Origin of the sequence: Bradyrhizobium sp. LTSP857 (genome assembly GCF_000938285.1) — a bacterium.
Taxonomy (GTDB): domain Bacteria; phylum Pseudomonadota; class Alphaproteobacteria; order Rhizobiales; family Xanthobacteraceae; genus Bradyrhizobium.
This window is the reverse complement of the sequence record NZ_JYMS01000044.1, coordinates 87,688-112,592: the sequence shown is the minus strand read 5'-3', so window position 1 is coordinate 112,592 and position 24,905 is coordinate 87,688. Positions and strand designations below refer to the sequence as shown.

At 63.5% G+C, this 24,905-nt stretch carries 28 protein-coding genes and 1 pseudogene; 9 read left to right on the top strand and 20 right to left on the bottom strand.

Annotated features, from left to right (window positions below; all coding sequences use genetic code 11):
* Nucleotides 1-15: 15 nt before the first annotated feature.
* Nucleotides 16-504 carry a c-type cytochrome, methanol metabolism-related gene (locus tag UP06_RS27255; protein WP_045006755.1) on the bottom strand — a complete coding sequence of 163 codons (489 nt, stop codon included), beginning with the start codon at nucleotides 502-504 and terminating at the stop codon, nucleotides 16-18.
* Between the two features lie 111 nt (nucleotides 505-615).
* On the bottom strand, nucleotides 616-2,421 hold the full coding sequence (gene xoxF5 / locus UP06_RS27250) for a lanthanide-dependent methanol dehydrogenase XoxF5 (RefSeq protein ID WP_045006754.1): 1,806 nt from the start codon (nucleotides 2,419-2,421) through the stop codon (nucleotides 616-618).
* Between the two features lie 510 nt (nucleotides 2,422-2,931).
* Between xoxF5 and UP06_RS27245 the strand changes: the two genes are divergently transcribed.
* The gene (locus tag UP06_RS27245; RefSeq protein ID WP_045006753.1) at nucleotides 2,932-3,900 is read left to right on the top strand and encodes a helix-turn-helix domain-containing protein; all 969 of its coding nucleotides are present in this window, start codon (nucleotides 2,932-2,934) and stop codon (nucleotides 3,898-3,900) included.
* A gap of 27 nt (nucleotides 3,901-3,927) precedes the next feature.
* Here UP06_RS27245 and UP06_RS27240 read toward each other — a convergent pair whose 3' ends face one another.
* From UP06_RS27240 to UP06_RS27220, 5 genes and pseudogenes are all read right to left on the bottom strand, one after another.
* Nucleotides 3,928-4,917 carry an FUSC family protein gene (locus UP06_RS27240; RefSeq protein ID WP_245305555.1) on the bottom strand — a complete coding sequence of 330 codons (990 nt, stop codon included), beginning with the start codon at nucleotides 4,915-4,917 and terminating at the stop codon, nucleotides 3,928-3,930.
* 160 nt (nucleotides 4,918-5,077) lie between these two features.
* Nucleotides 5,078-6,252 (bottom strand): annotated as a pseudogene (locus UP06_RS27235) (IS481 family transposase).
* A 219-nt stretch (nucleotides 6,253-6,471) separates the two neighbouring features.
* Nucleotides 6,472-7,398, bottom strand: coding sequence for a substrate-binding periplasmic protein (locus UP06_RS27230; RefSeq protein ID WP_045006751.1), 927 nt, complete (start codon nucleotides 7,396-7,398; stop codon nucleotides 6,472-6,474).
* Entirely contained in the window at nucleotides 7,395-7,751 is a 357-nt protein-coding gene (locus UP06_RS27225) for a c-type cytochrome (RefSeq protein ID WP_045006750.1), read from the bottom strand. The genes UP06_RS27230 and UP06_RS27225 overlap by 4 nt, the downstream gene beginning before the upstream one ends.
* Before the next feature lie 13 nt (nucleotides 7,752-7,764).
* A complete protein-coding gene (locus tag UP06_RS27220) occupies nucleotides 7,765-9,429 on the bottom strand; it encodes a methanol/ethanol family PQQ-dependent dehydrogenase (protein ID WP_045006749.1) in 1,665 nt (554 codons plus the stop codon).
* Between the two features lie 334 nt (nucleotides 9,430-9,763).
* Between UP06_RS27220 and lanM the strand changes: the two genes are divergently transcribed.
* From lanM to UP06_RS27200, 4 genes are all read left to right on the top strand, one after another.
* Entirely contained in the window at nucleotides 9,764-10,156 is a 393-nt protein-coding gene (gene lanM / locus UP06_RS27215) for a lanmodulin LanM (RefSeq protein WP_045006748.1), read from the top strand.
* Nucleotides 10,157-10,338: 182 nt separating this feature from the next.
* On the top strand, nucleotides 10,339-10,419 hold the full coding sequence (gene pqqA / locus UP06_RS27210; protein ID WP_018460299.1) for a pyrroloquinoline quinone precursor peptide PqqA: 81 nt from the start codon (nucleotides 10,339-10,341) through the stop codon (nucleotides 10,417-10,419).
* Between the two features lie 28 nt (nucleotides 10,420-10,447).
* Nucleotides 10,448-11,353, top strand: a complete 906-nt coding sequence (locus UP06_RS27205) for a DUF6662 family protein (protein WP_045006747.1) — start codon at nucleotides 10,448-10,450, stop codon at nucleotides 11,351-11,353.
* Nucleotides 11,354-11,447: 94 nt separating this feature from the next.
* Nucleotides 11,448-11,657, top strand: coding sequence for a hypothetical protein (locus UP06_RS27200; protein WP_045006746.1), 210 nt, complete (start codon nucleotides 11,448-11,450; stop codon nucleotides 11,655-11,657).
* Nucleotides 11,658-11,661: 4 nt separating this feature from the next.
* On the opposite strand, the gene UP06_RS27195 is transcribed toward UP06_RS27200, so the two are convergent.
* The 4 genes from UP06_RS27195 to UP06_RS27180 are packed head-to-tail and all read right to left on the bottom strand — an operon-like array spanning nucleotide 11,662 to nucleotide 14,494.
* Nucleotides 11,662-12,015, bottom strand: a complete 354-nt coding sequence (locus UP06_RS27195) for a hypothetical protein (RefSeq protein ID WP_045006745.1) — start codon at nucleotides 12,013-12,015, stop codon at nucleotides 11,662-11,664.
* A gap of 59 nt (nucleotides 12,016-12,074) precedes the next feature.
* Complete coding sequence (locus UP06_RS27190) at nucleotides 12,075-12,785, bottom strand: ABC transporter ATP-binding protein (RefSeq protein WP_045006744.1); 711 nt, start codon at nucleotides 12,783-12,785, stop codon at nucleotides 12,075-12,077.
* Complete coding sequence (locus UP06_RS27185) at nucleotides 12,775-13,512, bottom strand: ABC transporter permease (RefSeq protein ID WP_045006743.1); 738 nt, start codon at nucleotides 13,510-13,512, stop codon at nucleotides 12,775-12,777. Before UP06_RS27185 ends, UP06_RS27190 begins: the two co-directional genes overlap by 11 nt.
* A 1-nt stretch (nucleotide 13,513) precedes the next feature.
* Nucleotides 13,514-14,494 (bottom strand): ABC transporter substrate-binding protein, encoded by a 981-nt coding sequence (locus tag UP06_RS27180; protein ID WP_045006897.1) that lies wholly within the window; start codon nucleotides 14,492-14,494, stop codon nucleotides 13,514-13,516.
* 87 nt (nucleotides 14,495-14,581) lie between these two features.
* On the opposite strand from UP06_RS27180, the gene UP06_RS27175 reads away from it, so the two are divergent.
* Nucleotides 14,582-14,941 carry a hypothetical protein gene (locus UP06_RS27175; RefSeq protein WP_045006742.1) on the top strand — a complete coding sequence of 120 codons (360 nt, stop codon included), beginning with the start codon at nucleotides 14,582-14,584 and terminating at the stop codon, nucleotides 14,939-14,941.
* 52 nt (nucleotides 14,942-14,993) lie between these two features.
* Here the strand turns inward: UP06_RS27175 and UP06_RS27170 are convergent, their stop codons facing one another.
* Nucleotides 14,994-15,812, bottom strand: a complete 819-nt coding sequence (locus UP06_RS27170) for a quinoprotein dehydrogenase-associated SoxYZ-like carrier (protein ID WP_045006896.1) — start codon at nucleotides 15,810-15,812, stop codon at nucleotides 14,994-14,996.
* A gap of 53 nt (nucleotides 15,813-15,865) precedes the next feature.
* Entirely contained in the window at nucleotides 15,866-16,657 is a 792-nt protein-coding gene (locus UP06_RS27165; RefSeq protein ID WP_502691607.1) for a quinoprotein relay system zinc metallohydrolase 2, read from the bottom strand.
* 262 nt (nucleotides 16,658-16,919) lie between these two features.
* Here UP06_RS27165 and UP06_RS27160 point away from each other — a divergent pair, with 262 nt between their 5' ends.
* Together UP06_RS27160 and UP06_RS27155 are read left to right on the top strand one after the other, a co-directional pair.
* Nucleotides 16,920-17,801, top strand: coding sequence for a substrate-binding domain-containing protein (locus tag UP06_RS27160; RefSeq protein WP_045006740.1), 882 nt, complete (start codon nucleotides 16,920-16,922; stop codon nucleotides 17,799-17,801).
* Nucleotides 17,798-18,355, top strand: a complete 558-nt coding sequence (locus UP06_RS27155) for a PQQ-dependent catabolism-associated CXXCW motif protein (protein ID WP_045006739.1) — start codon at nucleotides 17,798-17,800, stop codon at nucleotides 18,353-18,355. Before UP06_RS27160 ends, UP06_RS27155 begins: the two co-directional genes overlap by 4 nt.
* Nucleotides 18,356-18,358: 3 nt before the next feature.
* On the opposite strand, the gene UP06_RS27150 is transcribed toward UP06_RS27155, so the two are convergent.
* From UP06_RS27150 to UP06_RS27125, 6 genes are all read right to left on the bottom strand, one after another.
* Nucleotides 18,359-18,661 (bottom strand): copper-binding protein, encoded by a 303-nt coding sequence (locus tag UP06_RS27150; protein ID WP_045006895.1) that lies wholly within the window; start codon nucleotides 18,659-18,661, stop codon nucleotides 18,359-18,361.
* Between the two features lie 135 nt (nucleotides 18,662-18,796).
* Nucleotides 18,797-19,411: a hypothetical protein gene (locus tag UP06_RS27145; RefSeq protein ID WP_045006738.1), complete on the bottom strand. Its 615-nt coding sequence runs from the start codon at nucleotides 19,409-19,411 to the stop codon at nucleotides 18,797-18,799.
* A complete protein-coding gene (locus UP06_RS27140) occupies nucleotides 19,408-20,256 on the bottom strand; it encodes a lanthanide ABC transporter permease protein PedC (RefSeq protein WP_045006737.1) in 849 nt (282 codons plus the stop codon). Before UP06_RS27140 ends, UP06_RS27145 begins: the two co-directional genes overlap by 4 nt.
* Complete coding sequence (locus UP06_RS27135) at nucleotides 20,253-21,062, bottom strand: lanthanide ABC transporter ATP-binding protein PedB/LutE (RefSeq protein ID WP_045006736.1); 810 nt, start codon at nucleotides 21,060-21,062, stop codon at nucleotides 20,253-20,255. Before UP06_RS27135 ends, UP06_RS27140 begins: the two co-directional genes overlap by 4 nt.
* Nucleotides 21,059-22,027: a YVTN family beta-propeller repeat protein gene (locus UP06_RS27130; protein ID WP_045006894.1), complete on the bottom strand. Its 969-nt coding sequence runs from the start codon at nucleotides 22,025-22,027 to the stop codon at nucleotides 21,059-21,061. The genes UP06_RS27135 and UP06_RS27130 overlap by 4 nt, the downstream gene beginning before the upstream one ends.
* 8 nt (nucleotides 22,028-22,035) lie before the next feature.
* Entirely contained in the window at nucleotides 22,036-23,232 is a 1,197-nt protein-coding gene (locus UP06_RS27125) for a lanthanide ABC transporter ABC transporter substrate-binding protein PedA1 (RefSeq protein WP_045006735.1), read from the bottom strand.
* Between the two features lie 126 nt (nucleotides 23,233-23,358).
* Between UP06_RS27125 and UP06_RS27120 the strand changes: the two genes are divergently transcribed.
* Nucleotides 23,359-23,862: a DUF3280 domain-containing protein gene (locus tag UP06_RS27120; protein WP_045006734.1), complete on the top strand. Its 504-nt coding sequence runs from the start codon at nucleotides 23,359-23,361 to the stop codon at nucleotides 23,860-23,862.
* 166 nt (nucleotides 23,863-24,028) lie between these two features.
* On the opposite strand, the gene fghA is transcribed toward UP06_RS27120, so the two are convergent.
* A complete protein-coding gene (fghA, locus tag UP06_RS27115; RefSeq protein WP_045006733.1) occupies nucleotides 24,029-24,874 on the bottom strand; it encodes an S-formylglutathione hydrolase in 846 nt (281 codons plus the stop codon).
* Nucleotides 24,875-24,905 lie beyond the last annotated feature (31 nt).

Genomic DNA, 24,905 nt, shown 5'->3' with positions numbered 1-24,905 from the left:
TCGGGCCCCAAACGTTCACTTCTTGCCCATGCACGAGTCTTCGTTCTTGGTATAGGCGTCGTTCTTGTCCTCGTGCTTGCCGGGCCGGGCACGGCCCCAGGCTTCGTTGGAGCGGGCACGCAGATAGACGTAGAGATCGTCCATGTAGCAGGCGACGTTCGGGTTATCGCCGAAGGCCGGCATCACGTTCTCCGACGCAGTCGAGATGTTCTTGCGGCCGGAGGCGACGACGCCTAGAAAATCGGCATAGCTCATGGTCTTGAGTGAATCCTTCAGTGCCGGGGCGTAGGTCGAGCCCATTCCATCCGGGCCGTGGCACACATGGCAGTCCGAGTGATAGCGGCGGTATCCCGAATAGGTGTACCAGTCGACGGATTCGCCGTTGATCTTGTAGGTCGGGTTACCCTCCTTATCGAGCCATTCGCCAGTTTCGTTCTGCTTGACGGCAGTGGGGTCGCCCGAGCCGTCCGCGATAGCAATTCCTCCAGACGCAACGAAGATCATCGCAGCAATGACAGAGCAGATTTTACGCAAGAGGTGTTCCTCGAAGGCGTTCGGTGGAGACGAGCCGGCGCGTGGAGTTGATCCACGCGCCGGAGCGATACAGAGGTGAGGCTAGTTCGTCGGCAGCGAGAACACGGTCAGCGTACCGCCGAGCGCCGTGTAGTTGCTGAGCGCCGCGTAGCCACCGACTGCGCCGAGACCGGCGGTCGGATCGGTCAGGCCAGCGGCGAGACCGATGCCGGCCCAGCCACCCACGCCGGAGAGAACTGCGACATACTGCTTGCCGCCGTTTTCATAGGTGGTGACGTTGCCGATGATGCCGGAGGGAGTCTTGAACTTGTAGAGCTCCTTGCCGGTCTTGGCGTCCACTGCCTTCAGGTAGCCTTCGAGCGTGCCGTAGAACACCACGCCGCCGGCGGTTGCGAGCGCACCTGACCAGACCGAGAACTGCTCCTTGTTCGACCAGACGATCTTGCCGGTCTTGCCGTCCCAGGCGATGAAGTTACCCATGTTGGTATCGCCTTGCGGCGGATACATCGAGAGCGTTGCGCCCACATAGGGCTGGCCCGCGGTGTAGCTCACCTTGAACGGTTCGTAGTCCATGCAGACGTGGTTGGTCGGGACGTAGAACAGCTGCGTGTCCGGCGAGTAGGCTGCCGGCTGCTCGTCCTTGGTGCCGAGCGCGGCCGGGCAGATGCCCTTCACGTTGTGGTCCTCGCCGGCCTTGTCGGTCGAAGCTGCATCGAGCACCTTCGGACGGCCATAGGTCGCCGAGTTCTTGTCCATGTCGACGCCGGAGGTCCAGTTCACCTTCGGATCGTACTTCTCGGCGACCAGCAATTCGCCGGTGACGCGATCGAGCGTATAGCCGAGGCCGTTACGATCGAAATGCGTCAGCAGCTTGCGCGGGGCACCGCCAACGGTCTGATCGCTGAGGATCATCTCGTTGACGCCGTCGTAATCCCATTCGTCATGGGGCGTCATCTGGTAGACCCACTTGGCAACGCCGGTGTCCGGGTTGCGTGCCCAGATCGTCATCGACCATTTGTTGTCGCCGGGACGCTGCTTCGGATTCCAGGTCGAGGGATTGCCCGATCCGTAATAGACGAGGTTCAGCTCGGGATCGTAGGAGATCCAGCCCCATGTCGCGCCGCCGCCGATCTTCCACTGATCGCCTTGCCACGTCTTCAGGCTCGAATCCTTGCCGATCGGCTTGCCAAGCGCGGTGGTCTTGTCGTCGACCAGGATCTGGTCATCCGGTCCTTCCGAGAACCCGCGCCAGGCCAGCTTGCCGGTCTTGATGTCGTAGGCGGTCATATGAGCCTGGACACCAAACTCGCCGCCGGAGATGCCGACCAGCACCTTGTCCTTGACGACCAGCGGTGCCGAGGTGCCAGTCTCCCCCTTGCTCGGATCGCCGTTCTTCGCGGTCCACGCAACCTGACCGGTCTTGGCGTCGAGCGCGACCAGGGTCGTGTCGGCCTGATGCAGGAAGATCTTGCCGTCACCATAGGCGACGCCGCGGTTAACCGTGTCGCAGCACATCACCGGAATGACGTTCGGGTCCTGCTTGGGCTCGTACCTCCAGACGATCTTGTTCTCATTCGAAAGGTCAATAGCGTAGACCTTGTTCGGGAACGGCGTGTGGACGTACATCATGTTGCCGACGATCAGCGGTCCACCTTCGTGGCCGCGCAGCACGCCGGTCGAGAAGGTCCAGGCGACCTGAAGCTTGCCGACATTTTGTGCGTTGATCTGGTTCAGCTTGGAATAGCGGGAATTGGCGTAGTCGCCCGCCTGCATCACCCAGTCTTTCGGGTTCTGCGACATCTTGTTCAGCTCGTCATTGGCTGAAGCGCTGCCGACAGCGAGAGCCGCCGCGGAGCCAAGAAAGGTCGCCAGTAGCACCTTGCGCATAGTCATTCCTCCGTTGATCTCGTTTATTGTTTCCGAAGCATTGCTTAATCGCCGGGCTTCACGTCCAGCGTCTGCTCGTGCAGGGCGGTCACGATTGGGACCAGAAACGATGCTGGGGGTTTCCTCCTCCTGATGAGAGCCACAGGTCCGCGTGCAGGGCGGCCCGTTTTTGTTGTTCCTGTCGTAATTCCTAACGGGTTCGCGATCGGGAAACTTGCCCAAGAGAGAAGCCGCTTTGCTCGACAGCGCACGGGTGCGAAGTTTTTGATTTTGCAGGAGCGAATTCAGCTTTTTCGCACCGCGCAAGCGCGGGCCGCATCGCTGGTTCCCCTTGACGGCGTTGCAACTAAGGCGGAGGATTAACCTCCAAGGGCAGCAGAGGAGCGATGGCGCTCGTTCCAAAAGACCGCCCCAATTTGAGGTAAACGTCACGCAATCACGACTGAGGGCTCCGGCTGCACCGGTCGTGATTCGCATCGAATCTCCCGGATGAAAGCAGTGGCTGGATTAATGTCCGACTCAATTCACACGCTCTCGACGACCGGAATGACGCCGAAGAGGCAGATCCAGAGCTGGATTGACGGGCTGACGAGTCTGTGCGGCCATTTCGACGTCGATCCGCTGGAGGCGTCCTCGCTCGAAGGCCGCATCGATTACACATCCGTCTCGCGCCTGAAGCTCTGCCAGATCGAGGTGAGCCAGCATCGCATCGCGCACACGCTGGCGCGCGCCAAGGCCAATGAACACCCGTACATCAAGATCCACTTCCAGACCTACGGCGTGTCGTATTTCGAGCAGGAAGGCCGCCACATCGAGCTGAACCCCGGCGACATCATCGCCTATGACGTCTCCTGCCCGCATTCGATCATCAGTCCCGCCTTCACGCGCCACGATGTGGTGATCGTGCCGAAATCGCTGCTCCGCGACCGCGGATTCCCGTCGCAGCGGATGCCGGCCTGCAAGCTGTCGTCGCGCACCGGAACGGGGCGGATCGCCCATGATTTCGTCCATGCCACGTTCGACGAAGCGGCAAAGCTGTCGGCGAACAGCGCGGTCGGCGTTGCCGATTCGCTGATCGACCTGTTGCTGCTGCCGCTGCGCGAAGCCGATACGATGCTCGATCGGGTCGGGCCCGAGGCGATGTATGTGCGCGCCCAGTTCTTTATCCGCGAGCACCTGCGCGATCCCGATCTGTGCATCGACCAGATCTCCGCCGAGCTCGGCTGCTCGAAGCGCTATCTGCACATGCTGTTCTCCGAGCGCGGCACCACGGTAAGCGACTACATCTGGCAGGCGCGCTTGCAGAACTGCCGCCAGGAGCTCGAGGCGCACGCGGGCAAGACCATCACCGACGTCGCGTTCTCCTGGGGCTTCTCCAGCTCATCGCACTTCAGCCGCGTATTCCGGAAATATTTCGGCGTGGTGCCGTCCTCGATCCACAAGGCGCAGCAGGGCGCTGTCGCCGCGGACGAGAACTAGGCGAGGCGTCACCCGCCGAATCCGTACTCACGGGGAAGCCTGCGTCGGCCCACCAGCTTTCCGCGTGACCCGTTGCCAGACAATCTCTGTCAGGGCGACCGCAATGAGCCCAAACGCACCGCCGATGATCACGTTGGCGACGCGCTCTTCCGCGATCCCGCTGGCGCCGCCGGCAAAGGATGCGGCGAGCGCAATGAAGAAGCAGCGCAGGCCGAAGCCGACGATATAGCGGGAGAACGAAATCAGCGTGAGGGTCGCCGCGAGAACCGCGAGCGCGTAGCCGATGCGGCTCTGCGGCAGTGCGATGCCGGCGAGGAAGCCGAGCGGCACGCCGACGAACGCGCCGATGGCTCTCTGTTTCAGCTTGCCGGTCGAGGCGGAGAGGTCACCGACGACGACGCTGGCAGCCGACCACATCACCCATTGCCCCTGCTTGAGATCCAGAATCTCGACCAGTGCGGCTGCGGCGAACACCGCCATGGCGGTTGCGAGCGAGGGCAAGAACCATTCGGCCGTAGGCGGTCCGAACGAGGTCGCGGCGTCACCGCGTCGCCGCCGGTCGTAGATCTGGATGCCGCAGACCAGCGCCAGCGCAATCGGCGAGGACACGACGATCATGCCGGCATGGCGTAAAGCTTCCGCGGCACTTACGCCTTCCCGCACCTCGCAGGCGAGATAGACCGCGGGGATGAACACCCAGTTGCCGAGGGTGCGGAAGTGTTCGCCGTAGCGCGTCACCGCGACGGCCAGGAAGCCGGCAAGCGCCGTCAGCACCACGAACAGCGGCTTGATCGGGGCGGCAAGGAAGAGCGCGGCAAAGGTTACGAGGATCGCGAGGTAGTGCCAGGCGACCACCTTCGGCGCCAGCTGCAGCCGCAGCGCGGGAATGAGCAGCGACACTGCGATGAGCCCCAGGTTCAGCAGCGCCGTTTCGCGCGAGACGAAATAGGCGGCGACAAACGGGCCAACGACGATCAGCGCGCGTGAGAGCTCGCTGGTCTTGATCTCCCGGGACAAGACATCGTGCAAGCTTGTGGTGGACGGGATGGTCGGGGAGTTCACAATGGCACCAAGCGTCGAAATGAAGCACGAAACATAGCACGAAAACGAAATCTGTATTTTGGCGCGTGGGACGATGGTCTCGCCACCCTCTCGCTGTCACCGCCCGGCTTGATGTTTAGTCCGGAGACATGGCTGACACCTGTTCGGACACATCACTGACAGGTTGGCCGTTGGTCAAGTCGATCGATGCGACCTGCCAGCTGGCGAAGAAGATGCCGTAATGGCCGTCGCGGTCTAGCGGGCGGATGGCGAGACGCTCGCGGGCGAAGGCCTGGGGAACTTTCCAGAACCGTCCCTTGAAGGAGATGTAAGGTCTCGTCGATGAGACCCTGCGGACGGTCTCGCCGTTGTCGTATTCGACGTTCGGAACGCGGGCCGGCATGGCACGGGCACTCGGCCGGAAGCGATCGGCGGGGACGTGCATATCGAGGCCCTGGTGGGGACGCTCCAGATTGTAGACCGGCCGCCAGGCATCGAAGGCGCGTTGGACTTCGGGAGAGTGCGGAAGCGACGCATCGCAAAGACCTCCGCCTTCAGGGTGCGGTGGAAGCGTTCGTTCTTGCCGCGCGCCTGCGGATGGCATGGCCTGGCGTGCACCACCCTGACGCCAAGCTTGAGCAGCCACACCTTCAGTCCGGTCCAACGAATGCCCGACGTATCGCCCCAGGGTGAGCCGTTGTCGGTGTAGAAGGCCTCCGGCAGGCCATAGCAGCGGAACGTCGTGGTCAGATGGTCCTGCACGGTGAGACGCTGCTCGTCGGCGCAGGCCTTCAGGCACAGGACATAGCGCGAGTGATCGTCGACGATGGTCAGCGGATGGCATCGGGTCCCGTCGGCGAGCGGCAGGTGGCCCTTGAAGTCCATCTGCCACAGCAGATTGGGAGCTTCCTTCTCGAAGCGATGCCCCGGATTTGGCGGCGCATTCTCGCTCGGTTTGACCCGACCGTTCCGACATAGGATCCGGTGCACCGTTGACGGCACAGGCACCGTTTGGCCGCCTCGCTTCAGACAATGGCCGATCTTGCGCGCTCCCCAGGCTGGATGCTTGTCGCGCACCGCCAGCACCTGCGTCTCGATTGCGGCGTCGCTGCGTTTGGGCATCGCATGCGGCCGGCGCGAGCGGTCGGCCAGCTCCCGATCACCGGCTTGCCAGCGAGATAACCACTTGTAACCGACGTCAGGACTGATGTTGAACCGCCGGCAGAGCTCGCGCCGGTTAGCGCCCTCCTGCAAAGCCAGCCGTACAAACTCATGGCGCTGATCCATTACCGACACCTCGTTCCAGGGCATGGACGGTCTCCCGAATCGGACCAAATCCAGCTCAGTTTGATGTGTCAGTTATGTCTCGGAACACCTGTCAGTGATCTGTCCGGACTAAACACTTGACCGGGCGATCCAGTATTCCGAGAGGGTTGTGTTCAAATCGATGGGCCGCAGCGTACTGGATGCCCCGCCTTCGCGAGGCATGACAGCGGAGAACGAGGCCGTACCGTTCTCACTGCCGAGCGATCACCGCTGAATGATCTGCCTCCAGACATCACCAAGGATCGCGGGCTCGCGCGGGGGCAGGTAGGTGAGCCCGGCCTCTTTGCCGAACGCGGCGATCTTGCCCTCGGCGGCGAGCTCTGTCAGCGCCTTGTTGACGGCGTCGATCAGGGCGGGGTCGCTTGCAAGCCCGACATAGCCGCGATTGGCGCCGATCGGATAATAGTAGCCGGAGGCTGATATCGCGGTGTTGGGATGGGCGGTGCGATGGGCATCGAGGCGGCCGAGATCGATCAGCGTCGCGTCATAGTCGCCGCGGGCAAGCGCGCCCAGCAAATCGTCACGGCCGGGCACAAGATGCGTGATGTTGTCGATCAGGCGCCCCTTGTCGAAGCTCATCAAGATGGCATCGCCCAGCGATCCGCTCTCGATTGCGAGGCGAAGGCCGGCGAGATCGCCGATACCGCCGATCTTGCGGTCGCGCGCCTTGGGGCCGAGCACCACCGTCATCGGCGCATAGACGTAGGGCTGGCTCGGCGCGAGCACGCCGAGCGCGACGCGGCGCCGTCGGTCGTCCCGGGTGGCGCCAGTGAAATCCGGCAAGCGCGCCGTCTTCATGCCGGGGACCACCAGCGAATCCGCCGTCAGCGCGTAGCCGCCGACGAGCGAGCAGCGCCCGTCGGACAGCAGCGCATTGGCCTCCAGCTGCGGGCTCGAATCCTCGTCCAGCTTGCTCTCGAACCACTGGATCCTGAGCGGCCGTCCCAGCCGGTCCGCAATCGCCTGCGCCAGCACCACGTCGAAGCCGGAATCCGGCTTGCCGCGGTGATGCACCGAGAGCGGGGGCCGGTCCTCGTCGAGACAGACGCTCAACGGATCAGCCGCCCAGGCTGTCGTCGCCGGCATCGCGAGCATCGCAGCAAGACCGAGCGCTGCCAGCCGGCCCCTCATGGCTTCCTCCGGCTTGAGATGAAGGCCCAGAGATTGCCGATCTCGTCGTCGCTGAGGATGTCGCCCCAGGGAGGCATCTTGTTGTTCTTGCCGTTCTTCACCGTGGTGACGAAGCGCGTCCTGTCGTCGGGAAAGGCGCGCAGGTCCGGCGTGATCGTGCCGGCGTTCATCATGTTGGGGCCATGGCAGTGCGAGCATTTCGCGGCGTAGGTCGACTTGCCCTGGTCGATCTGCATTTGCACGGGATTGCCATTTGCGTCATCCGCGGCACGAACGGTCGCCGCAAGCGCGACCGTCAGCGCCGCGACGGCGGCGAGGATCGCCGCCGTCCTGGAAGATACGTCTCTCAGCACGTTTCGCCTGTCGCTATTGCTTGACCGCGAAAACCCACAACGATCCGCCGGCGGGCACGCTGGCGAGCCTCTCGTCACCCGAGAAGATCGAGTAGACGCCGCCATAGCCGCTGGCAATCGCGACATATTGCACGCCATCCTGCTGCCATGTCACCGGTTGCCCCTCGATTCCGGAGCCCGTCTGGAAACTCCAGAGCTTCTTGCCGTTGTCGGCGTCGAAGGCCTCGAACTCGCCGGTCAGCGCGCCCGTGAATACGACGCCACCGGCGGTCGACAGCACGCCGGAGAAGCGTGGAATGTCGCTTGGTGCTTCCCACTTCGCCTTGCCTGTCATGGGATCGATGGCCTTGAGATGGCCGCGTGGTCCATCGGGCCAGTCCCACAGGTCAGTCAGATCCATGCCGAGATACCACTCGCCTGCCTTATAGGTCGCCGGCTCGGTCTTGTAGTGGCCGCCGAAGGCGAGCGTGTTCGCGTAAGCGAGCCCCGTCTGCGGGTTGAACGACATCGGCTCCCAGTTCTTGCCGCCAAGAAGCGACGGATAGACGACGACCTTCTTGCCCTCGCGCGCGTCCTTGCTGACATCGGTCTCGATCGGCCGTCCGCTCTTCATGTCGATGCCGGTCGCCCAGTTCACCTTCACGTAAGGGTTGGCCGCAAGCAGCTTTCCGTTGGTGCGGTCGAGGACGTAGAAGAAGCCGTTGCGGTTGGCATCCATCAGCACCTTGGTCGGCTTGCCTTCGACGTTCATGTCGGAGAGCACCATCTCGGCCACGGAATCATAGTCGAACGGATTGTTCGGCGAGAACTGATAGTGCCACTTGATCTTGCCGGTCTTGGGATCCATCGCCAGCACGGAACAAGTGTAGAGGTTGTCGCCGGGGCGCACCGCCGAATTGAACGGACCGGGATTGCCGATGCCCCAATAGACCGTGTTCAGCTCGGGATCGTAGGACCCCGTGATCCAGGTCGAGCCGCCGCCAAGCTTCCAGGTGTCGCCCTTCCAGGTATCGCCACCGGGCTCGTCCGGTGAAGGGATCGAATGGGTGCGCCAGAGATGCTTGCCCGTTGCCGGATCCCAGCCGTCGATGAAGCCGCGGGTGCCGAACTCGGCGCCGGAGATGCCGGTGATGATGACGCCGTCGGCGACCAGCGGGGCTACCGTCATCGAATAGCCTTCCTTGATGTCGGCTGCCTTCTGCCGCCACAGCTCCTTGCCGTTCTTGGCGTCGATCGCGATCACGTTGGCATCGAGTGTGGTGCGGAACAGCTTGCCGTCAAAAAGCGCGGCGCCGCGATTGATGATGCCGCAGCAGACGATGCGCGGCGTCTCGGCCGGATATTCGATCTTGGACTTCCAGATCTGCTTGCCGGTCTTGGCGTCGACCGCCATGGTCGCGTTGTGCGAGGTCACGTAGATCACGCCCTGGTAGACCAGCGGCTGCGATTCCTCGCTGCGATCGTCGTTGAAACTGTAGTTCCAGACCGGGACGAGGTTCTTGATGCTGTCCTTGTTGATCTGGTTCAGGGTCGAGAAGCGCTGGAGATTGTAGCCCATCCCGTAATTGAGAACGTTCGACGTGTCGGTTGCGCCCTTGACCAGTTGGTCGGTCGTTTGTGCGCTCGCAACCGAGCATGCGGATATGACGAGGCTCGCGGCCATCGCTAAGCGTTTCATCCGTTCCTCCCAATTCGCGCGCCTTTTGACGCTGCGAGAGTAACATTCCGCCCGAATGCAAAACCCGTCAATACGAAAGTCGAACGCGTGCTGCCGATATGTTGGACGCCAGATGCCGGGCCTCGCTCGGTCATTCCCGAGAGATTTTGCACGTCTTGCGCGAATGCGCTGCATCAATTTCCGTGGCACGAAGATTGGCGCGGCGCGAGATTTGGGCGCGACCGGGGTCCGCTTGTCGAAGGGACGTTGCAATTCCGCTTGAACCGGGGACCGCTTGCGGACTTATGTTGTCGCGATCCCGCGCGAATCGGGGCTCTTGGTCAGGGAGGTTTTGATGATATCGCGTCGCTCTGTTGCTCTTGGGTTGACGATTGCGCTGCTGTCTGTTCCGGCTTGGTCGGCATCCGGCAGCGCCGTCAAGATGTTCGATACCGACAACGACGGCACGCTCGATCTCGCCGAGGTGAAGAAGGCGGCAGCTGCGCTGTTCGCAAAGCTCGATCCCGACCACGATGGCACGCTGGATGCGCGCGAATTGCGCGGACGGTTAACGGCGAAAGAACTTGCCGCCGCTGATCCCGATCACGATGGAACACTGACGCTCGATGAATATCTGTCCGTAGTCGAGCAGCGTTTCAAAGCGGCCGACCCTGACAATGACGGGACGCTGGATGCCAAGGAGCTGAAGTCGCGCAAAGGGCAGTCACTGCTGCGGCTGCTGCGCTAAAAACGGCTTTTGCACGGCGCGCTTTGACCGAGAGCGAAGGCGGTTTGTCCAAGAGCGAACTTGCCTCGCACAAAGTGCCGCATTGCTGTATCATCGGTTCGATTCCAGTCTTGCTTAGTGCCTGACGCAGCCCTAGGTTTTGCCCGGCGCGATGTCGCGCCCAATACCCTTGGGAGACCCGAATGGCTTGGAAAGCTCCGAAGATCGTGGAAGTGCCGGTCGGCATGGAAATCAACATGTACGCCTGCGCTTTGCGCAAGTAAGACCACCTGACGACCTGCCGCGGCTTCGATGGCGGATGCCGTCGAAGCCGTGGTAGTGTTCGAGATGCGCACCGGAGCCCTCACAATCTGGACGGCGATTGCGTGCACGCTCGCGCTGGCACCGGCACGCGTCAGCGCCGAAGAGGGCTTTGATACCGAGCACATCTTCGGCTTCATGATCGGCAGCGATGTCGGCAATCCCGGCGAGCGCGAACTCCAGAGCCAGACGACGGGTCGGTTCGGCAAGGGTGCCGGGACCTATCGCGCCATCAGCCAGGAGGTCGAGATCGAAATCGTGCCGCTGCCGAATTTTCGCATCGAGGTCGGCGGCACGACGACGATGCACGACATCACCGGCGTCCCGGACATCAATGATCGCCGCCAGCTCAATTTCCAGGGCGCCTCGCTCGATCTGCGTTATCGCCTGCTCGATCGGGAGAACGCCCCGTTCGGTTTGACGGTTGCCACTGAGACCCATGGCGACCGTATCGACGAGATCAGCGGCGCTAAGGGACGGATGTACGGCACCGACTTCACGCTCGCCTTCGACCGCGAGCTGATCCCGAACTTCGTGATAGGTGCGCTCAACCTGATCTACCAGCCGGAATGGGCGCGCTTCGAGGTGACAGGCCTGTCCGAGAAAAGCTCGACCATCGGCGCCGCCTTCGCCGGCATGGTGCGCGTGCGGCCTAATTTCCTGCTCGGCGGTGAGATGCGCTACTTCCGGCAGTATGAGGGCATCGGCCTTGGCGAGTTCGCAGGCCAGGCCCTGTTCGTCGGGCCCACCGCCTATTTTCAGATATCGGAGCGCTCGCGGCTCACCCTGAGCTGGAGCATGCAGGCCTGGGGACGTTCGGCCGGATCAGCCGCCAATCTCGACCTCGTCAATTTCGAGCGGCATCAGGCGCGGTTGGTGTTCGGTGTTAACTTCTAGCTGAGCGGTTCCCTCACGCTGGATTGAAACTTCCGGCTCCTCGGGACGTATCCATTTATGCTAACGTATAGCGGCCCTGCGCGAGGATCCCGGCATGAACCCGATCGACCTGGTGGTGACTGTGTGTGCAGTGCTCTCGCCTGCGACCTGCGAGGAGCAGCATATCGTGTTCAACTATGCGGGGTCGCCGACGCAATGCGCCATGGCCGCGCCGCCCTATATCGCGCAATGGGTCGGTGACCACCCGAAGTGGCAGGCGGTGCGGTGGCGCTGCGAATATCCGCACCCGAACGACAAGGCGTAGTCCGCTACTTCGTGCAGTCCTTCAGATCCTTGTCGGCGATCGAGAACACCGCGTCTGCCTTGATCTCGATGTCGCGCACGACGCATTGCCGTGCATTGGCATAGCTAACCTTGGCATCGTAGCGGCCGGGCTCGACGCCGGTGATGCGCAGCCGCTCGTCATGATCGACCTCCTTGTCCTTGTCGTTCAAGGTCTGGTTCGGACCCCAGTCGGTCTTGCCGGCCGGTGACAGCTGGAAACCGGAGATCGTCTCCGTCGTCAGATTCCACAGCCGGATGCCTTTGCCCTTGGTCTGCGCGAGCGCCGCGCCCGGCATCGCAACCAACAGGATGCCGATCGCAATCAGCGTACGCCGCATGGTGAACCTCCCAGGAAAATTTCCAAGTCATCTCGTTGGGTTCAGTTGATCACGAGTTGTCATTTCGATTCAAGCGGCAGTGCCGCGAGCTCCGCTCTGATCCTGCCGAGTTCGGCCTCGCTGCGCTCCGCGCGCGGGATCGAGATCGGTACCTCCCGGACGATGTGCGCCGGGCGCGGCGACAGGAAGAACAGGCGATCACCGAGGCGGATGGCGTCGTCGATGCTGTGGGTGACGAGAAGCGTCATCACCGGGCGGCTCCCGACCATCGATGCGATCTCGTCACGCAGCCGTCCGGCCAGCGCATCGTCGAGCGAGGCAAGCGGCTCGTCGAGCACGAGCAGGTCGGGCTCGACCGCGAATGCGCGGGCGAGGGCGACGCGCCGGGCCAGCCCCAGCGACAATTCGCCGGGGAAGTGGCTGCGATGCTGCTCCAGCTCGAGGGTCCTGAACAATTCGGACAGCTTTGCGTCGCCGATGCCGGGCGCCGCAAGGCGCACGTTCTGTTCGACCGAGCGCCACGGCAGCAGCCGCGGCTCCTGGAACACCATGCCGATCCGCGCCTCCGGCGGACGCGCGATGCTCCCGTCGAAATCACGGTCGAGCCCGAGGATGATGCGCAGCATCGTGCTCTTGCCGCATCCGGACGGGCCGATCAGTACGCCGACCTCACCGGATTGAAGCGCGAATTTGATCGGTGCCAGTACCTCGTGCGTTCCGCCCGCGGCACTCTCGAATGTCTTGCCTGTGATATCGACTTCAAGCCGCACGGGGTCGCCACCGTGTTGCGCGGGCCTCGAACGGCTGCACCAGCGCGGTCTCGATCACGAGCACGACCGCGGCGAAGGTCAGCGAATAGGCGAGCAGCCGCGGCGTGTCGAACAGCTGGAAGGCGACGCCGATCTCGAAGCCGACGCCGTTCGGCCGCCCCAGCAATTCAGCGACCAGCACGATCTTCCACACCAGCGACAAGCCTGAGCGCGCGGAGGCCGCGATATAGGGCGCAAGCTGCGGCAGCACCACATGGCGGAATGCGCGCCAGCGCGGCATCGCGAACACGGTCGCCATCTCGTCGAGTGAGCGGTCGAGCGCGCGGGTGCCCTCGCGCAGGGTGACGACCGCGGTCGGCAGCTTGTTGATGGCGATCGCCGCGATTGCGGCGGCCTCGGTGAGCCCGGCCCAGATATAGGCCAGCACGATCACCACCAGTGCCGGCAGGTTCAGGAGCAGGATCAGCCAGGGATCGCCGAGGCGGTCGGCAAGCTTCACCCGCCCCATCAGATAGCCGATGGCGCTGCCGAGCGACATCGCCAGCACGAAGGACAGCGCGACGCGGGCGAGCGTGGCACCGAGATGCAGGAACAGCGCGCCGCTCGCGGCTTCCGCGATGATGACGTTGAGCACCGCAGGCGGGGAGGGCAGTTTTGCGCCGCCGACGAACAGCGCGGCTGTCCACCAGATCGCAAGCAGCAAGGCCATCGACAGAAGGCGCAGCACCTCAGTCTCCGGGCACGGCGTGATAAAAGGTGCCGGGATCGAGCTCGGCCGCCGGTCCGACCAGATCGCGGCCGCCGATCTCGGCCAACACGCGGTAGAGCACGCGCGCATCCGCCTCCTCGTCGGCGATGCTCCGGCGTGGAATCCCGTCGCGATAGCGGTCGCGGTAGACCTTGAGCATGGCTGGATCGGTGGCGCCGGTGAGCGGCGCGATCTTGTCCCAGGCCGCGTCTGAGGTCACCAGCAACTGCTTGGCCTTGCGGGTCATCGCGATGAAGCGCGCCACCGCATCACGATGGCTCGCCGCCCAGTCCTCGTCGAAGACATAGCCGACGGCCGAGACTGCTCCCTTCGCGCCGAGTTTCGGCAAGATGTCCTCGATGCCGGCGAGGCGGCGAAAGCCCTTGGCTTCGAGCTGGGCGCAGAAATTCCAGAAATTGAGGCTCGCATCCATCTCGCCGTCGAGTGTCTTCGCGGCAATCAGAGGCGGCGCGCCATAGGCGATGGTTGCCTCGGACTTCAGGTCGATGCCGTCCTGCTTCATCCGCGCCTGGAGCAGCAGCCAGCTCTTGTCGATCGGGCCGCCGCCGACACCGAGCTTGCGTCCCTTGAGGTCGGCGAGCGTCTTGATCGGCGAGGACGCCGGCACCATCACCGCGCCGAGCGCGCTGGAATAGGGATAGAAGGCAAGCTTGGTGCCGAGCGCGCGCTCACGCGACACCCACAGCCAATCCGACAGCATGATGTCGGCATTGCCGGCGCGGAGCGCGATCTTGCCGGCCTCGGGGCTTGCAAGCTCGGTCACCTCGAGCGACAGGTCGGCCTCCTTGTCGAGACCGCTCGCGCGGATCGTTGCCAGTTCCCAGGAGAATGTTCCGGTCTTCTGCACCGCGAGGCGGATGGCATCAGCGGCGTGGCCCGTCGCGACTTGCGTCAGCGCCAGTGTTATCGCGAGCGCCAATGTTCGACCGAGAGCTTTCATCACCTTGTGAGCCGTTTCCTCGAAGGGAGTGCTTTTCAGGACAATACGCATAGCATAGCTTCCATCGCAACCAGCGGGAGGACACTCATGAGTTTGGCGGGACGGGTACGACCGATTGTCGCCGCATTGGCCGTGCTGGCCGCGAGTGTGTACGCGGCGCGGGCCGAGGAGGCCAATGATTATCCGACCTCCGCGCGGGCCGAATATGTCTATGGCTGCATGAAGGCCAATGGCGAAACGCGTCAGGCGATCGAGCAGTGCTCGTGTTCGATCGACGTGGTGGCTTCGATCGTCACCTACGAGCGCTACGTCACCGCCGAGACCGCGCTCAGCATGTCCCAGGTCCAGGGCAATCTGGGCGTCCAGTTTCGCACGTCAGAGCAGGCGAACTCGGCGGTGAATGATTTACGGCGTGCGCAGGCGGAAGCCGAAGTGAGGTGTTTCTGACGCTTGCGCCGCTGCATTCCCTTCTCCCGAAGGAGAGAGGGTAAGCGGAGCCTCATGTCCCCGGCTTGTCGACATCCCATTCATTGCGGAACACATGCCCATCCGTGTCCTTCGCCTCCGCGCGAAAACGCTTGGCGCCGTTGGAGACGTAGGTGAAGCGCAGATTGGGATCTTCCGAGATCGAGATGCCGCCTTCCATCGACAGCACGGGGCTGTCGTCCTGCGTCAGCTTCAACTGGTTGACGAAGAAGGCCGGAATATAGAGCTGCGTGACCTGATCCATCTGGAGGCCGGAATTGTTGGGATGGCCGATCATGATCTGCGCCTCGCGGATGCGGCTCGCCGGCGCATCCTCACGCGCGAATTGGCGGTAGCGCATCTGACCGAGGCGGTTCTCGGCTTCCTCCGCGTTCTTTCCCGCCGGCGCCGAGCAGCCGCCGGAGGCCTTCACATAGGTCTTGGAGACGTAGAGCGTGCCGTCGCTGAGCTCGGCCACCGCGTGCACGTCGGTGTAGTTATTGACGCGCACGCGCGTTGAGATTTCGCTGACATTGGCATCCGGCCCGAGCTCGAACTTCGCCGCCATCGGCGCCGGGTTGCGGTCGATCACCAGCGTGATCGACCGGATGCGGCGGGCATCGCCCGGCGACAGCTTGCTGCGCAGGGTCACCGGCACGATCGCCGCGTCCTCGGCGCGATAAGGCATCTCGATGCCAATCACGTCGGCGCCGTCGTTCATCGGGCGGTTGCTGAAAATGTCCTGCACCAGGCCGGGCCAGGGATCATAGGCCTCCTCGGCGCGCACCGGCATTGCGAGGACGATGCCGGCGAGCGCAGTGATCAAGGTGAGGCGAAGCTTAAGTCCCAGCATGGTCATGGTCCCGTGCGGACGAAGCAGTTGTGGAGGTAACCCTAGCGCGTCCGCTACTCCCATTCAATTTCCGAAAATGCTGCGGTTGCGTTGCGGGCGTTGTAGTCGTCGAAGAGATCCCAATGGGAACGCTCGGATGAGGCCGCCTTGTCCGCCGCGGCCCGGATCGATTCGCCCTTCTTGTTGAGCGCACGCACGTCCGACAGCAGCGTCGAGAGATAACGCCGTTCATCGGAAAGTGCGGCCGGCCAGTCGCTCACAGGGCCGTGACCGGGAACGACGCGGGCCGCTGGAATCGTCTCAAGTTCCCCAAGCAGGGCGAGCCAGCCGCGAATGCTGCCGTCCATCACCGGAATGTGGCTGAGAAAGACGAGATCGCCTGCGAACAGCGTCCTGGTCGTCTCATCGAACACGGTCAGATCATTGTCGCTGTGCGCGGCCGGCCATGCCCGCAAGGACAAGCGGCGCGATCCGAGATCGAGCATCAGCGTGTCCTGCACGAGCAGGGTGGGCGGCACGATCTTCACCGGCGAGATCAATTCGTCTCCCATGATGCGTCTAAAATTGTCGAGATAATACGGCCCGCGCGTCGCCAGCGCCTGCGGCAGCTTGCTGTGGCCGACAAAGCTGGTTCCTTCCGCCACAAAAGCGGCATTGCCGAAGACATGGTCGGGATGGCCGTGGGTGTTGATGACGTAGCGGATCGGCTTGCTGGTGTGGGCCCGCACGGTCGCGAGCAGCGCCTCGCCCTCGCGGACGCTGCCGCCGGTATCGATCACGGCCACCGCATCCTCGCCGACGATGAAGCCGACATTGGCAATGTCGCCCTCATTCTCGCGGGTCATCAGGGCGATGGTCCCGGAGTGTACGAAGATTCCCGGCGCGACTTCGCTCACAGGCAATTCGGCTGTCCCCGCGCGTGCTAGCGTCGCGAAGCCCAGCAGGGTCAAGGCTGCGATCGTTGAAGCGAGATGAGACACTTTTCCGCCTCAGTTCAGGGGTTTGCGGCATTGCACTGCAGCACAACAAGCCAACACAAAGTTTGGCAAAACATGGTGCGTCCTGCGTTGCATGGATAGCATCCAGACAAAAGATGGAGGAAGCGCGATGACGGAGGCCGGGCGACATCGTTGCTGGTTGATTTTGCTATGCGCCATGGTCGCATCCTGCGCAGTCGGCGATGTCGCCATGGCGCAGACAAGCGAGACTGGCGACCTCTCATTCGAGCTGGTCGATCCAAAGGTGCTGCGCGTCTGCGCCGATCCGCGCAACCTGCCGTTCTCCAACGAGAAGGGCGAGGGGCTTGAGAACAAGCTCGCGGAGCTGCTCGCAGACAAGCTCCAGAAGAAGCTCGACTATGTCTTCTTTCCGCAGGCGACCGGCTTCGTGCGCATGACGCTGGGTGCGCATCGCTGTGACGTCATCATGGGCTTTCCGCAAGGCGACGACCTCGTGCAGGGCACCAACCCCTATTACCGCACGTCCTACGCGCTGGTCGCGAAAGCGGGCGGCGGGCTCGAGGACGTCGATACGCTCGAGGATATCAGGCTCAAGGGCAAGCATGTCGGCATCGTCGCCGGCACTCCGCCGGCCACCAACATGGCGATCGCCGGCCTGATGGGCGACGCCAAGCCCTATCCGCTGATGATCGACACCCGCTATGACAATTCGGCGCAGGCCATGATCGACGATCTCACCAACGGCAAGATCGACGCCGGCGTGCTGTGGGGCCCGATGGCGGGCTTCTACGCCAAGAAGGCCGGCTCGCTTCATGTCACGCCGCTGGTGAAGGAGACCACCGGGCCGAAGCTGGTCTATCGCATTGGCATGGGCGTGCGCCCGGCCGACCAGAACTGGAAGCGGCAGCTCAACAAGCTGATCCAGGAGAACCAGGGCGAGATCAACAAGATCCTGATCGACTTCGGTGTGCCGCTGCTGGATGAGGGCGACCGGCCGCTCGGCGCGGAGACGGCCAAGAAGGCGCCATGAGACGGCGTCTTGCCGCTGCGATCGTCGCCGCCATGCTGGCGGCGCCGGCATTCGCGCAGCAGCAGGAGCCGTTCGAGCCGGAAGGATTTCGTACCGACAATTACCGCGCGCCGGTGCCGGCGACGCTGGAAGGCGCACGCGTGCTCACGACCGCAGAGGCCGAGGCGATCTGGCGGGCAAAGAACGGCGCGTTCATCGATGTCCTGCCGCGACCGCCGAAGCCGAAGAACCTTCCCGAAGGTACGGTGTGGCGCGATGCGCCGCGGAAAAACATTCCGGGCAGCATCTGGCTGCCGGATACCGGCTACGGCACGCTGCCGCCCGCCATGGATGACTATTTCCGCCGCGGCCTCGCGCGCGCGTCGCACGACGATAAGTCCGCGCTGCTCGTGATCTATTGCCTGGCCGATTGCTGGATGTCGTGGAACGCCGCCAAGCGCGCGTTGGCTGACGGTTACTCCAACATCGCCTGGTATCCCGACGGCACCGACGGCTGGGAGCGCGCGAAACTCCCGACCGACGAGGCGCAACCGGAGCCGCGCCCCGATCAGTAGGAGTTACTGCTTCTGCAACTTCGTCAGCGTGCCCGTGCCATCCGCTTCGGTCGCGGTATAGCTTACCCGGTCACCGGCATGGACGGCGTCCAGCATCGCGGCGTCCTTGGCCTTGTACTCCTGGAGCGCGCCAGCGCCGCCGGCGCTGCCGCCGACCGTGCCCTTCTGCGTCTGCTGGATCGAGATCGTGTTGTTGAGGCGATCGATCCTGGTGACCATTCCGGTCATATCGTCAGCGGCAAATGCGCTGGATGCGAGCATACTGATGGCTGCAGCGCCCGCGAAGATGAATTGTCTGGTTCCCATCGAGGCCTCCCGGCGTTCGAGATCCACATCGACAAGACATCCTAGATCGATTTGGTTCCGGCAGATAGCGCGGCAACCGTTAACGATCGCGTTGAGATCGCGGGAACTTTTGCGGAGCTGTCAGTGAGGCTGACGCTATTCCATTTCCTGCTGGATTACGCGTCCCAGCGCAAACAGGCGCTGGTCGATCGCGGTCGGAACCTCGCAGACGAATCGCACCACCTTGCGGCGGTCTTCGAAGATGCGGGTCTCCCAGATCAGCTGGTTGCTCAGTGCCTCGACCTTGGTGTCGTCGCGCGGCGTCGCCCCCTGGAGCGTCTGGAGCTGAATCGTCTCGTCGCGGATCTTGTCGGCGGCCTCGCGCTGCTTGCGGCTGACCCGTTCGAGCCCGCCCATGACCTGGGAGCGCTGGGCGTTGAGCGTGTCGAACAGGCCGGCGAACAGCAGCTTTGCATTCGCGGTCTTGTCGGCGGCGGAGCCCGCCAGAAATTCCTTCACCGACTTTTCAGCGTCGTCCAGCGGCGTCTTGCGTGCCGCGAGCTTCGAGACCAGCGCACTGATTTTTGCGTCGTCCTTCCACTTGGTCTCGGCATCGTCGAGCGCCGGGCCGGCCCAGACGGCGGCGAGCGAGATGTCCGGCACCTTGGCCTGTGTGCACGGCCAATCGGGGTAGCGCGGATCGGCCGCGCGCGCGGCTGTGCCCGTCAATGCGAGCGCCAGAGCGGCCATCGTCACGATCCGAACCATCATCCTTCGCCTCCCGCAGGCCCGCGCCGGGCCAGCCCGCGCGAGGGATCATAGGCGAAAATCGCCCCGGTCATGAAGACGATTGTGCAGCTCGCGACCACCGCGAGCGAGATCCAGTTGACCTGTCCGTACAGCGCGAAACGGATCAGCTCCACCGCATGGGTGAACGGATTGGCCTGGCAAACATAATAGAGATAAGGGCTGCCCTCCTGCACCCGCCACAGCGGGTAGAGCGCCGAGGAAGCAAAGAACATCGGGAAGATCACGAAGTTCATCACGCCGGCGAAGCTTTCAAGCTGCTTGATGCCCGAGGAGATCAGCATGCCGAGCGAGCCCAGCATCAAGCCGGACAGGATCAGCGCCGGCAGCACGGTAAGATAGCCGATCGGGGGAGGCGTGATGTCCCAGAACCAGGCGATCAGAAGGAACGCATAGACCTGGAGCAGCGACACTGCGGTTCCCGCGAGCAGCTTGCAGAACAGCAGGAACCCGCGCGGCAACGGGCTCACCAGCAGCGTGCGCATGTTGCCCATCTCGCGGTCATAGACCATCGAGAGCGAGGACTGCATGCCGTTGAAGAGCTGGATCATCGCCATCAGTCCGGGCGCGATGAAGACCTCGTAGAGAATGTAGGTCTCGTAGGGCGGGATGATGGAGATGCCGAGCACCTGGCGGAAGCCGGCGGCGAAGATGAACAGCCACACCAGCGGCCGCACCAGCGCCGAGACGAAGCGCTCGCGCTGATGCAGGAAGCGCAGGCCCTCACGCCAGACGATGCCGGTGAGGCAGGTCATGTACTCCGAGAACGAGAACCCGCGAGGCGCATCGTGGGCGGTGATGCTGCTCATGCGCCGCCTCCCGGCATGGTTTGCGCGCCGGTCAGACGCATGAAGGCGGTGTTGACGTCCTGCGCGCCGGCCTCCGCAACCACGCGGCCGACAGGGCCCTTGGCCAGCACCTGGCCCTGATGCAGCACCACGAGATCGTCGCTCGCGTTGATCTCGTCGAACAGATGCGTGGCCCAGAGCACGCCGATGCCCTGTTCCGTTACCAACTGGCGCACATGGCTGATGATGTCGGCGCGCGCCTTGACGTCGAGGCCAACGGTCGGCTCGTCCAGCAGCAGCAACCGCGGCCGGTGCAGCAGCGCGCGCGCAATCTCCAGCCGCCGCATCTGCCCGCCGGAGAGATCGCGCACCTTGCTGCCGGTGCGGTCGGAAAGCCCGATGCGGCCGAGCAGTTCGGCGCTGCGCGTGGCGGCCTCGCGGCGGCTGATGCCATGAAGCGCGGCGTGATAGAGCAGATTCTGCGTCAGCGACAAATCGAGATCGAGCGTGCGCGGCTGGAACACGACGCCGAGTAGCCGCAGCGCCTCGCCGGGGTTCTTGCTGATGTCATGGCCGAAGATGCCGACGCGGCCGGTCTGGATGCCGAACAGGCGCGTGATGAGTGAGAACAGCGTGCTCTTGCCCGCGCCGTTGAGGCCGAGCAGCGCGGTAAAGCTCGCCGGAGCGACGTTAAAGGAGACATCGATCAGCGCCCGCCGCGGTCCATAGGCATGGCTGATGCCATCAATCGACAACGCCGGCACAGCCGCCGTATCTGCCTTTGGCGCGGCCTCGCGTGTTTCGGTGATGGGAGCAGGGCTGGTCATGGCGCGATCGTGATGCCCCAGGGTAGCTCGCCCACTTGAATCGTCTTGATCACCTTTTGCGCCGCGACGTCAATCACCGAGACGTCGTTGGACACGCCATTGGTCACCAGCAGGTACTTTTCGTCCGGCGTGAACGCCATGTGCCAGACCCGCTGTCCGACCAGCAGATATTTCGTCACCTTGCGCGTGGCGGTGTCGACCACGGCGACGCGGTTGGCGGGGCCGAGCGCGACGAAGGCGGTCTTGTCGTCTTTGGTCATGCCGATGCCGACCGGCTGGATCGCCTCGCGGCGCAGGCCCGGGATATCGAAATTGATCTTGCCGATCACCTCGTGCTTGCCGGGATCGATGATCGACACCGTGCCGCCGATCTCGGACGACACCCATAATTCGGAAGCGTCGTGCTTGAATTCGGCAAAGCGCGGCCGCGCGTCAACCAGCACGTTGGCGACGATCTGGCGCGAGGTCGTATCGATGAAATGCGCCATGTTGGTCGTTTCCGACGTGTTGATCAGAATCCTGCCGTCGGGGCTGATGGTCATGCCCTCGGGCTCGACGCCGACCTGGATGTCGCCGAGACGGGCGCGCTTTTCGAGGTCGATCACGGTCACCGTGTTGTCGTTCTCGTTGGCGACATAAAGGGTCTTACCGGCGGCATCCTGCGTGAACAGCTCGGGGTCGGGTCCGGAGGGCAGGGTGTCGACGATGCCTTGCGTCTTGGCGTCGATCACCTGGATGGTGTCGTCGTCGCCGACCGCGACCATCACGAACTTGCCGTCACGCGTGAACTCGATGCCGCGCGGGCGCTGGCCGACCTTGATGGTTTTTGTCACCGTCCAGCTCACGGTGTCGATCACCGACACCGTGTTGCTCTTCTCGTTCGAGACATAGGCAATGAAGGCATGGGCGGGCGCTGCGGCAAGCACCAGTCCGGATAGCAGTCCCATACGCAACATGCGCGACATCATCGTCCTCACTTCAGCTTGCATTTGCTCTCCGGACGATCATAGCCGAGCGTATCGAGCTCCGAGACCTGGTGCAGAAATCCCTCCTGTGGCGACACCGACACCACCATTCGGCCGTCGACGAGCAGGATCGGCTGGCGCAGCTGGAGATTCCAATCGCGCAAGGTCAGCTTCGTGCCCTTGAAGGCGGCCACGGAAAAATCCGGTCCCATGATGAAGTCTGTAACCTTCTTGACGTCGCCTGAATTGGTGCGCGAGGTGGCTTCGCCGATCATGCGCACGGCCGTCCAGGCCTGCATGTCGAGCGCGGTCATGCGGCGCGAGTTCAGTTTCATGAAGCGGTTCTGCATCTGGGTTGCACCCCACTGGTCCTGCGCTGCGTCCCAGCTGCGCGGCACCAGGCCGGCCGAGCCGGCGACGGGCCGCGGATCCCAGGTGCGATAGGGCAGATAGGCGCCGAACACTTCGCTCTCGTCGGCGGCGACGAGCACGTCATAGGCGGGCGCCTGCTGCGTGAACACCGGCATCTGGCGTTGGATCAGCGTCACGCCCGAGTCGGTCCTGCGCGCGCCGCCGGTGTCCTCGAAGCTGCGCTCCTGCACGATCTTGGCGCCGAAGCGCGTCGCGGTGCGCCGGAGCGCATCGGCGAACAGCTTGTCCTCGTCGTGCGAGCCGACCACGAGCAGCCACCGCTTCCACTGCTTCCACACCAGATACTGGCCGAGCGCATCCGCCAGCATCGACCGCGTCGGCGCGGTGTGGATGACATTGGCGCGGCAATCGGCCTCGCGCAGCCGCTCGTCGATCGCGCCGGTATTGAACAGCAGCGTACCGCGATCGCGCAAGGCGTCGGCAACTTTCAGGAGCGCGTCGGCCGGCAGGTCGGCGATGATAAAGCCGTTGCGCGCGGCGAGGTCGGTCGCGGCTTGCACCACGTCCTCGCCCTCCTTGATGCGGCGCTCTTCCAGCGCAAAGCGCTGGTTGAGGAATTTTCCGGTGGTGTTGTTGTCCTCGATCGCAAGGCGCGCGCCGGCGACGCCGTCATTCTCCGCGGGCTGCTCGACCAGCGACAGTGTCGATCTGGTGCCGGCGATGCCGAGATAGCCGACGCCGATCGTGACCGGGTCGGCCGCGAGCGCTTGCGTCGCGGCAAGACTCAAACCGACCAGACACAGGCCGATCAGGCCGGGCAACCATCGGATCATGCTTCCTCCGTACGTCTCCCCGGCTTGACCGCCGGTGGAGAATTGTCTCTGCTAAAGCATGACCGATTTGGCAGGGCATGCAACCCCGCATTTCGTCCTCACGTGGGCACGCCGGGAATCACGATCATGCGAGCGCTGATATGTTTCGCCGCTTTGCTGTTGACGGCATCAGTTGCGCTCGCCGATTCACCAAAGCTTGTGGTGTTTGATTTCGAGCTGATCGACACCAGCCTGCCCGGCGAGTTCTATGGCTCGAAGCCGGAGGAGGCGCGGCTCGAGCTCATCGGCGAGCAGTTGCGTAAGGCGCTGGCGGATTCAGGCAGGTTCCAGATGCTCGACGTCGCGCCCGTGAGGGATGCCGCCCGTCACAGCAATTTGCAGGTCTGCGGCGGCTGTGACCTCAAGCTCGCGGGCCAGTTGGGCGCCGACCTCGAGATCACCGGCATGGTGCAGAAGGTCTCAAACCTGATCATCAACTTGAACATTTACTTACGCGACGTGAAGACCGGCAACATGATCACGGCCGCGAGTGCCGACATGCGCGGCAATACGGATGAATCCTGGTCGCGCACGATGAGCTACCTGATCCGCAATCGGTTGCTGGCGCCGAACTACGGGAAGCCGGAGTAGGTTTTTCCCTCTTCCCCTGTGGGAGAGGGTGGCTCGCCGCGCAGCGGCGAGACGGGTGAGCGGTCTCTCTCCGCGAGTCTAACTCTCATCTGAAGTCGCGGTGAGATACCCCTCATCCGGCGCTTCGCGCCACCTTCTCCCACAAGGGGAGAAGGAAGAAAGGAACTCACCCCTTCAATCTCTCCGCATGCCAATGCAAATGATCGCCCATGAACGTCGAGATGAAGTAGTAGCTGTGGTCATACCCCGCCTGGCGCCGTAGCGTCAGCGGGATGTTGGCCTTGGTGCAGGCCGCTTGCAGCAGCTCCGGCTTCAGCTGCTCCTTCAGAAAGTTGTCGGCCTCACCGACATCGACGAGGAAGCCCGAAAATTTCGCGCCGTCCTCGATCAGCGCCACCGTGTCATGGCTGCGCCAGGCGTCCTTGTTCGGCCCGAGATAGCCGGTCAGCGCCTTGATGCCCCAGGGCACCTGCGACGGCGCCACGATCGGGGCAAACGCGCTGGCCGCACGATAGCGATGCGGGTTGCGCAGCGCGACCGTCAGCGCGCCGTGGCCGCCCATCGAATGGCCCATCACCGATTGCCGCTTGGCATCGACCGGAAAATTCTCGGCGACCAGTTTTGGCAGCTCGTCGGTGACATAGCTCCACATGCGATAGTTGCGCGAAAACGGTTCTTGCGTGGCATCGACGTAGAAGCCGGCCCCCAGGCCGAAATCATAGGAATTGTTGGCATCGCCGGGCACGTCGGGCCCGCGCGGGCTGGTGTCGGGCGCAACGAAGATCAGGCCGAGCTCGGCGCAGGCGCGGCGGAATTCGCCCTTCTCGGTGACGTTGGCATGCGTGCAGGTGAGCCCCGAGAGATACCAGACCACGGGAAGCTTCGCCCCGGCCGGATGAGGCGGAACATAGACCGAGAACACCATGTCGGTTCCGGTCGAAGCGCTCGCATGGCGGTACACGCCCTGCACGCCGCCATAGGATGTATTGGTCGAGACAGTCTGGATCGTCATGCCTGTGTGCTCCGCGGCATCTCACCACATC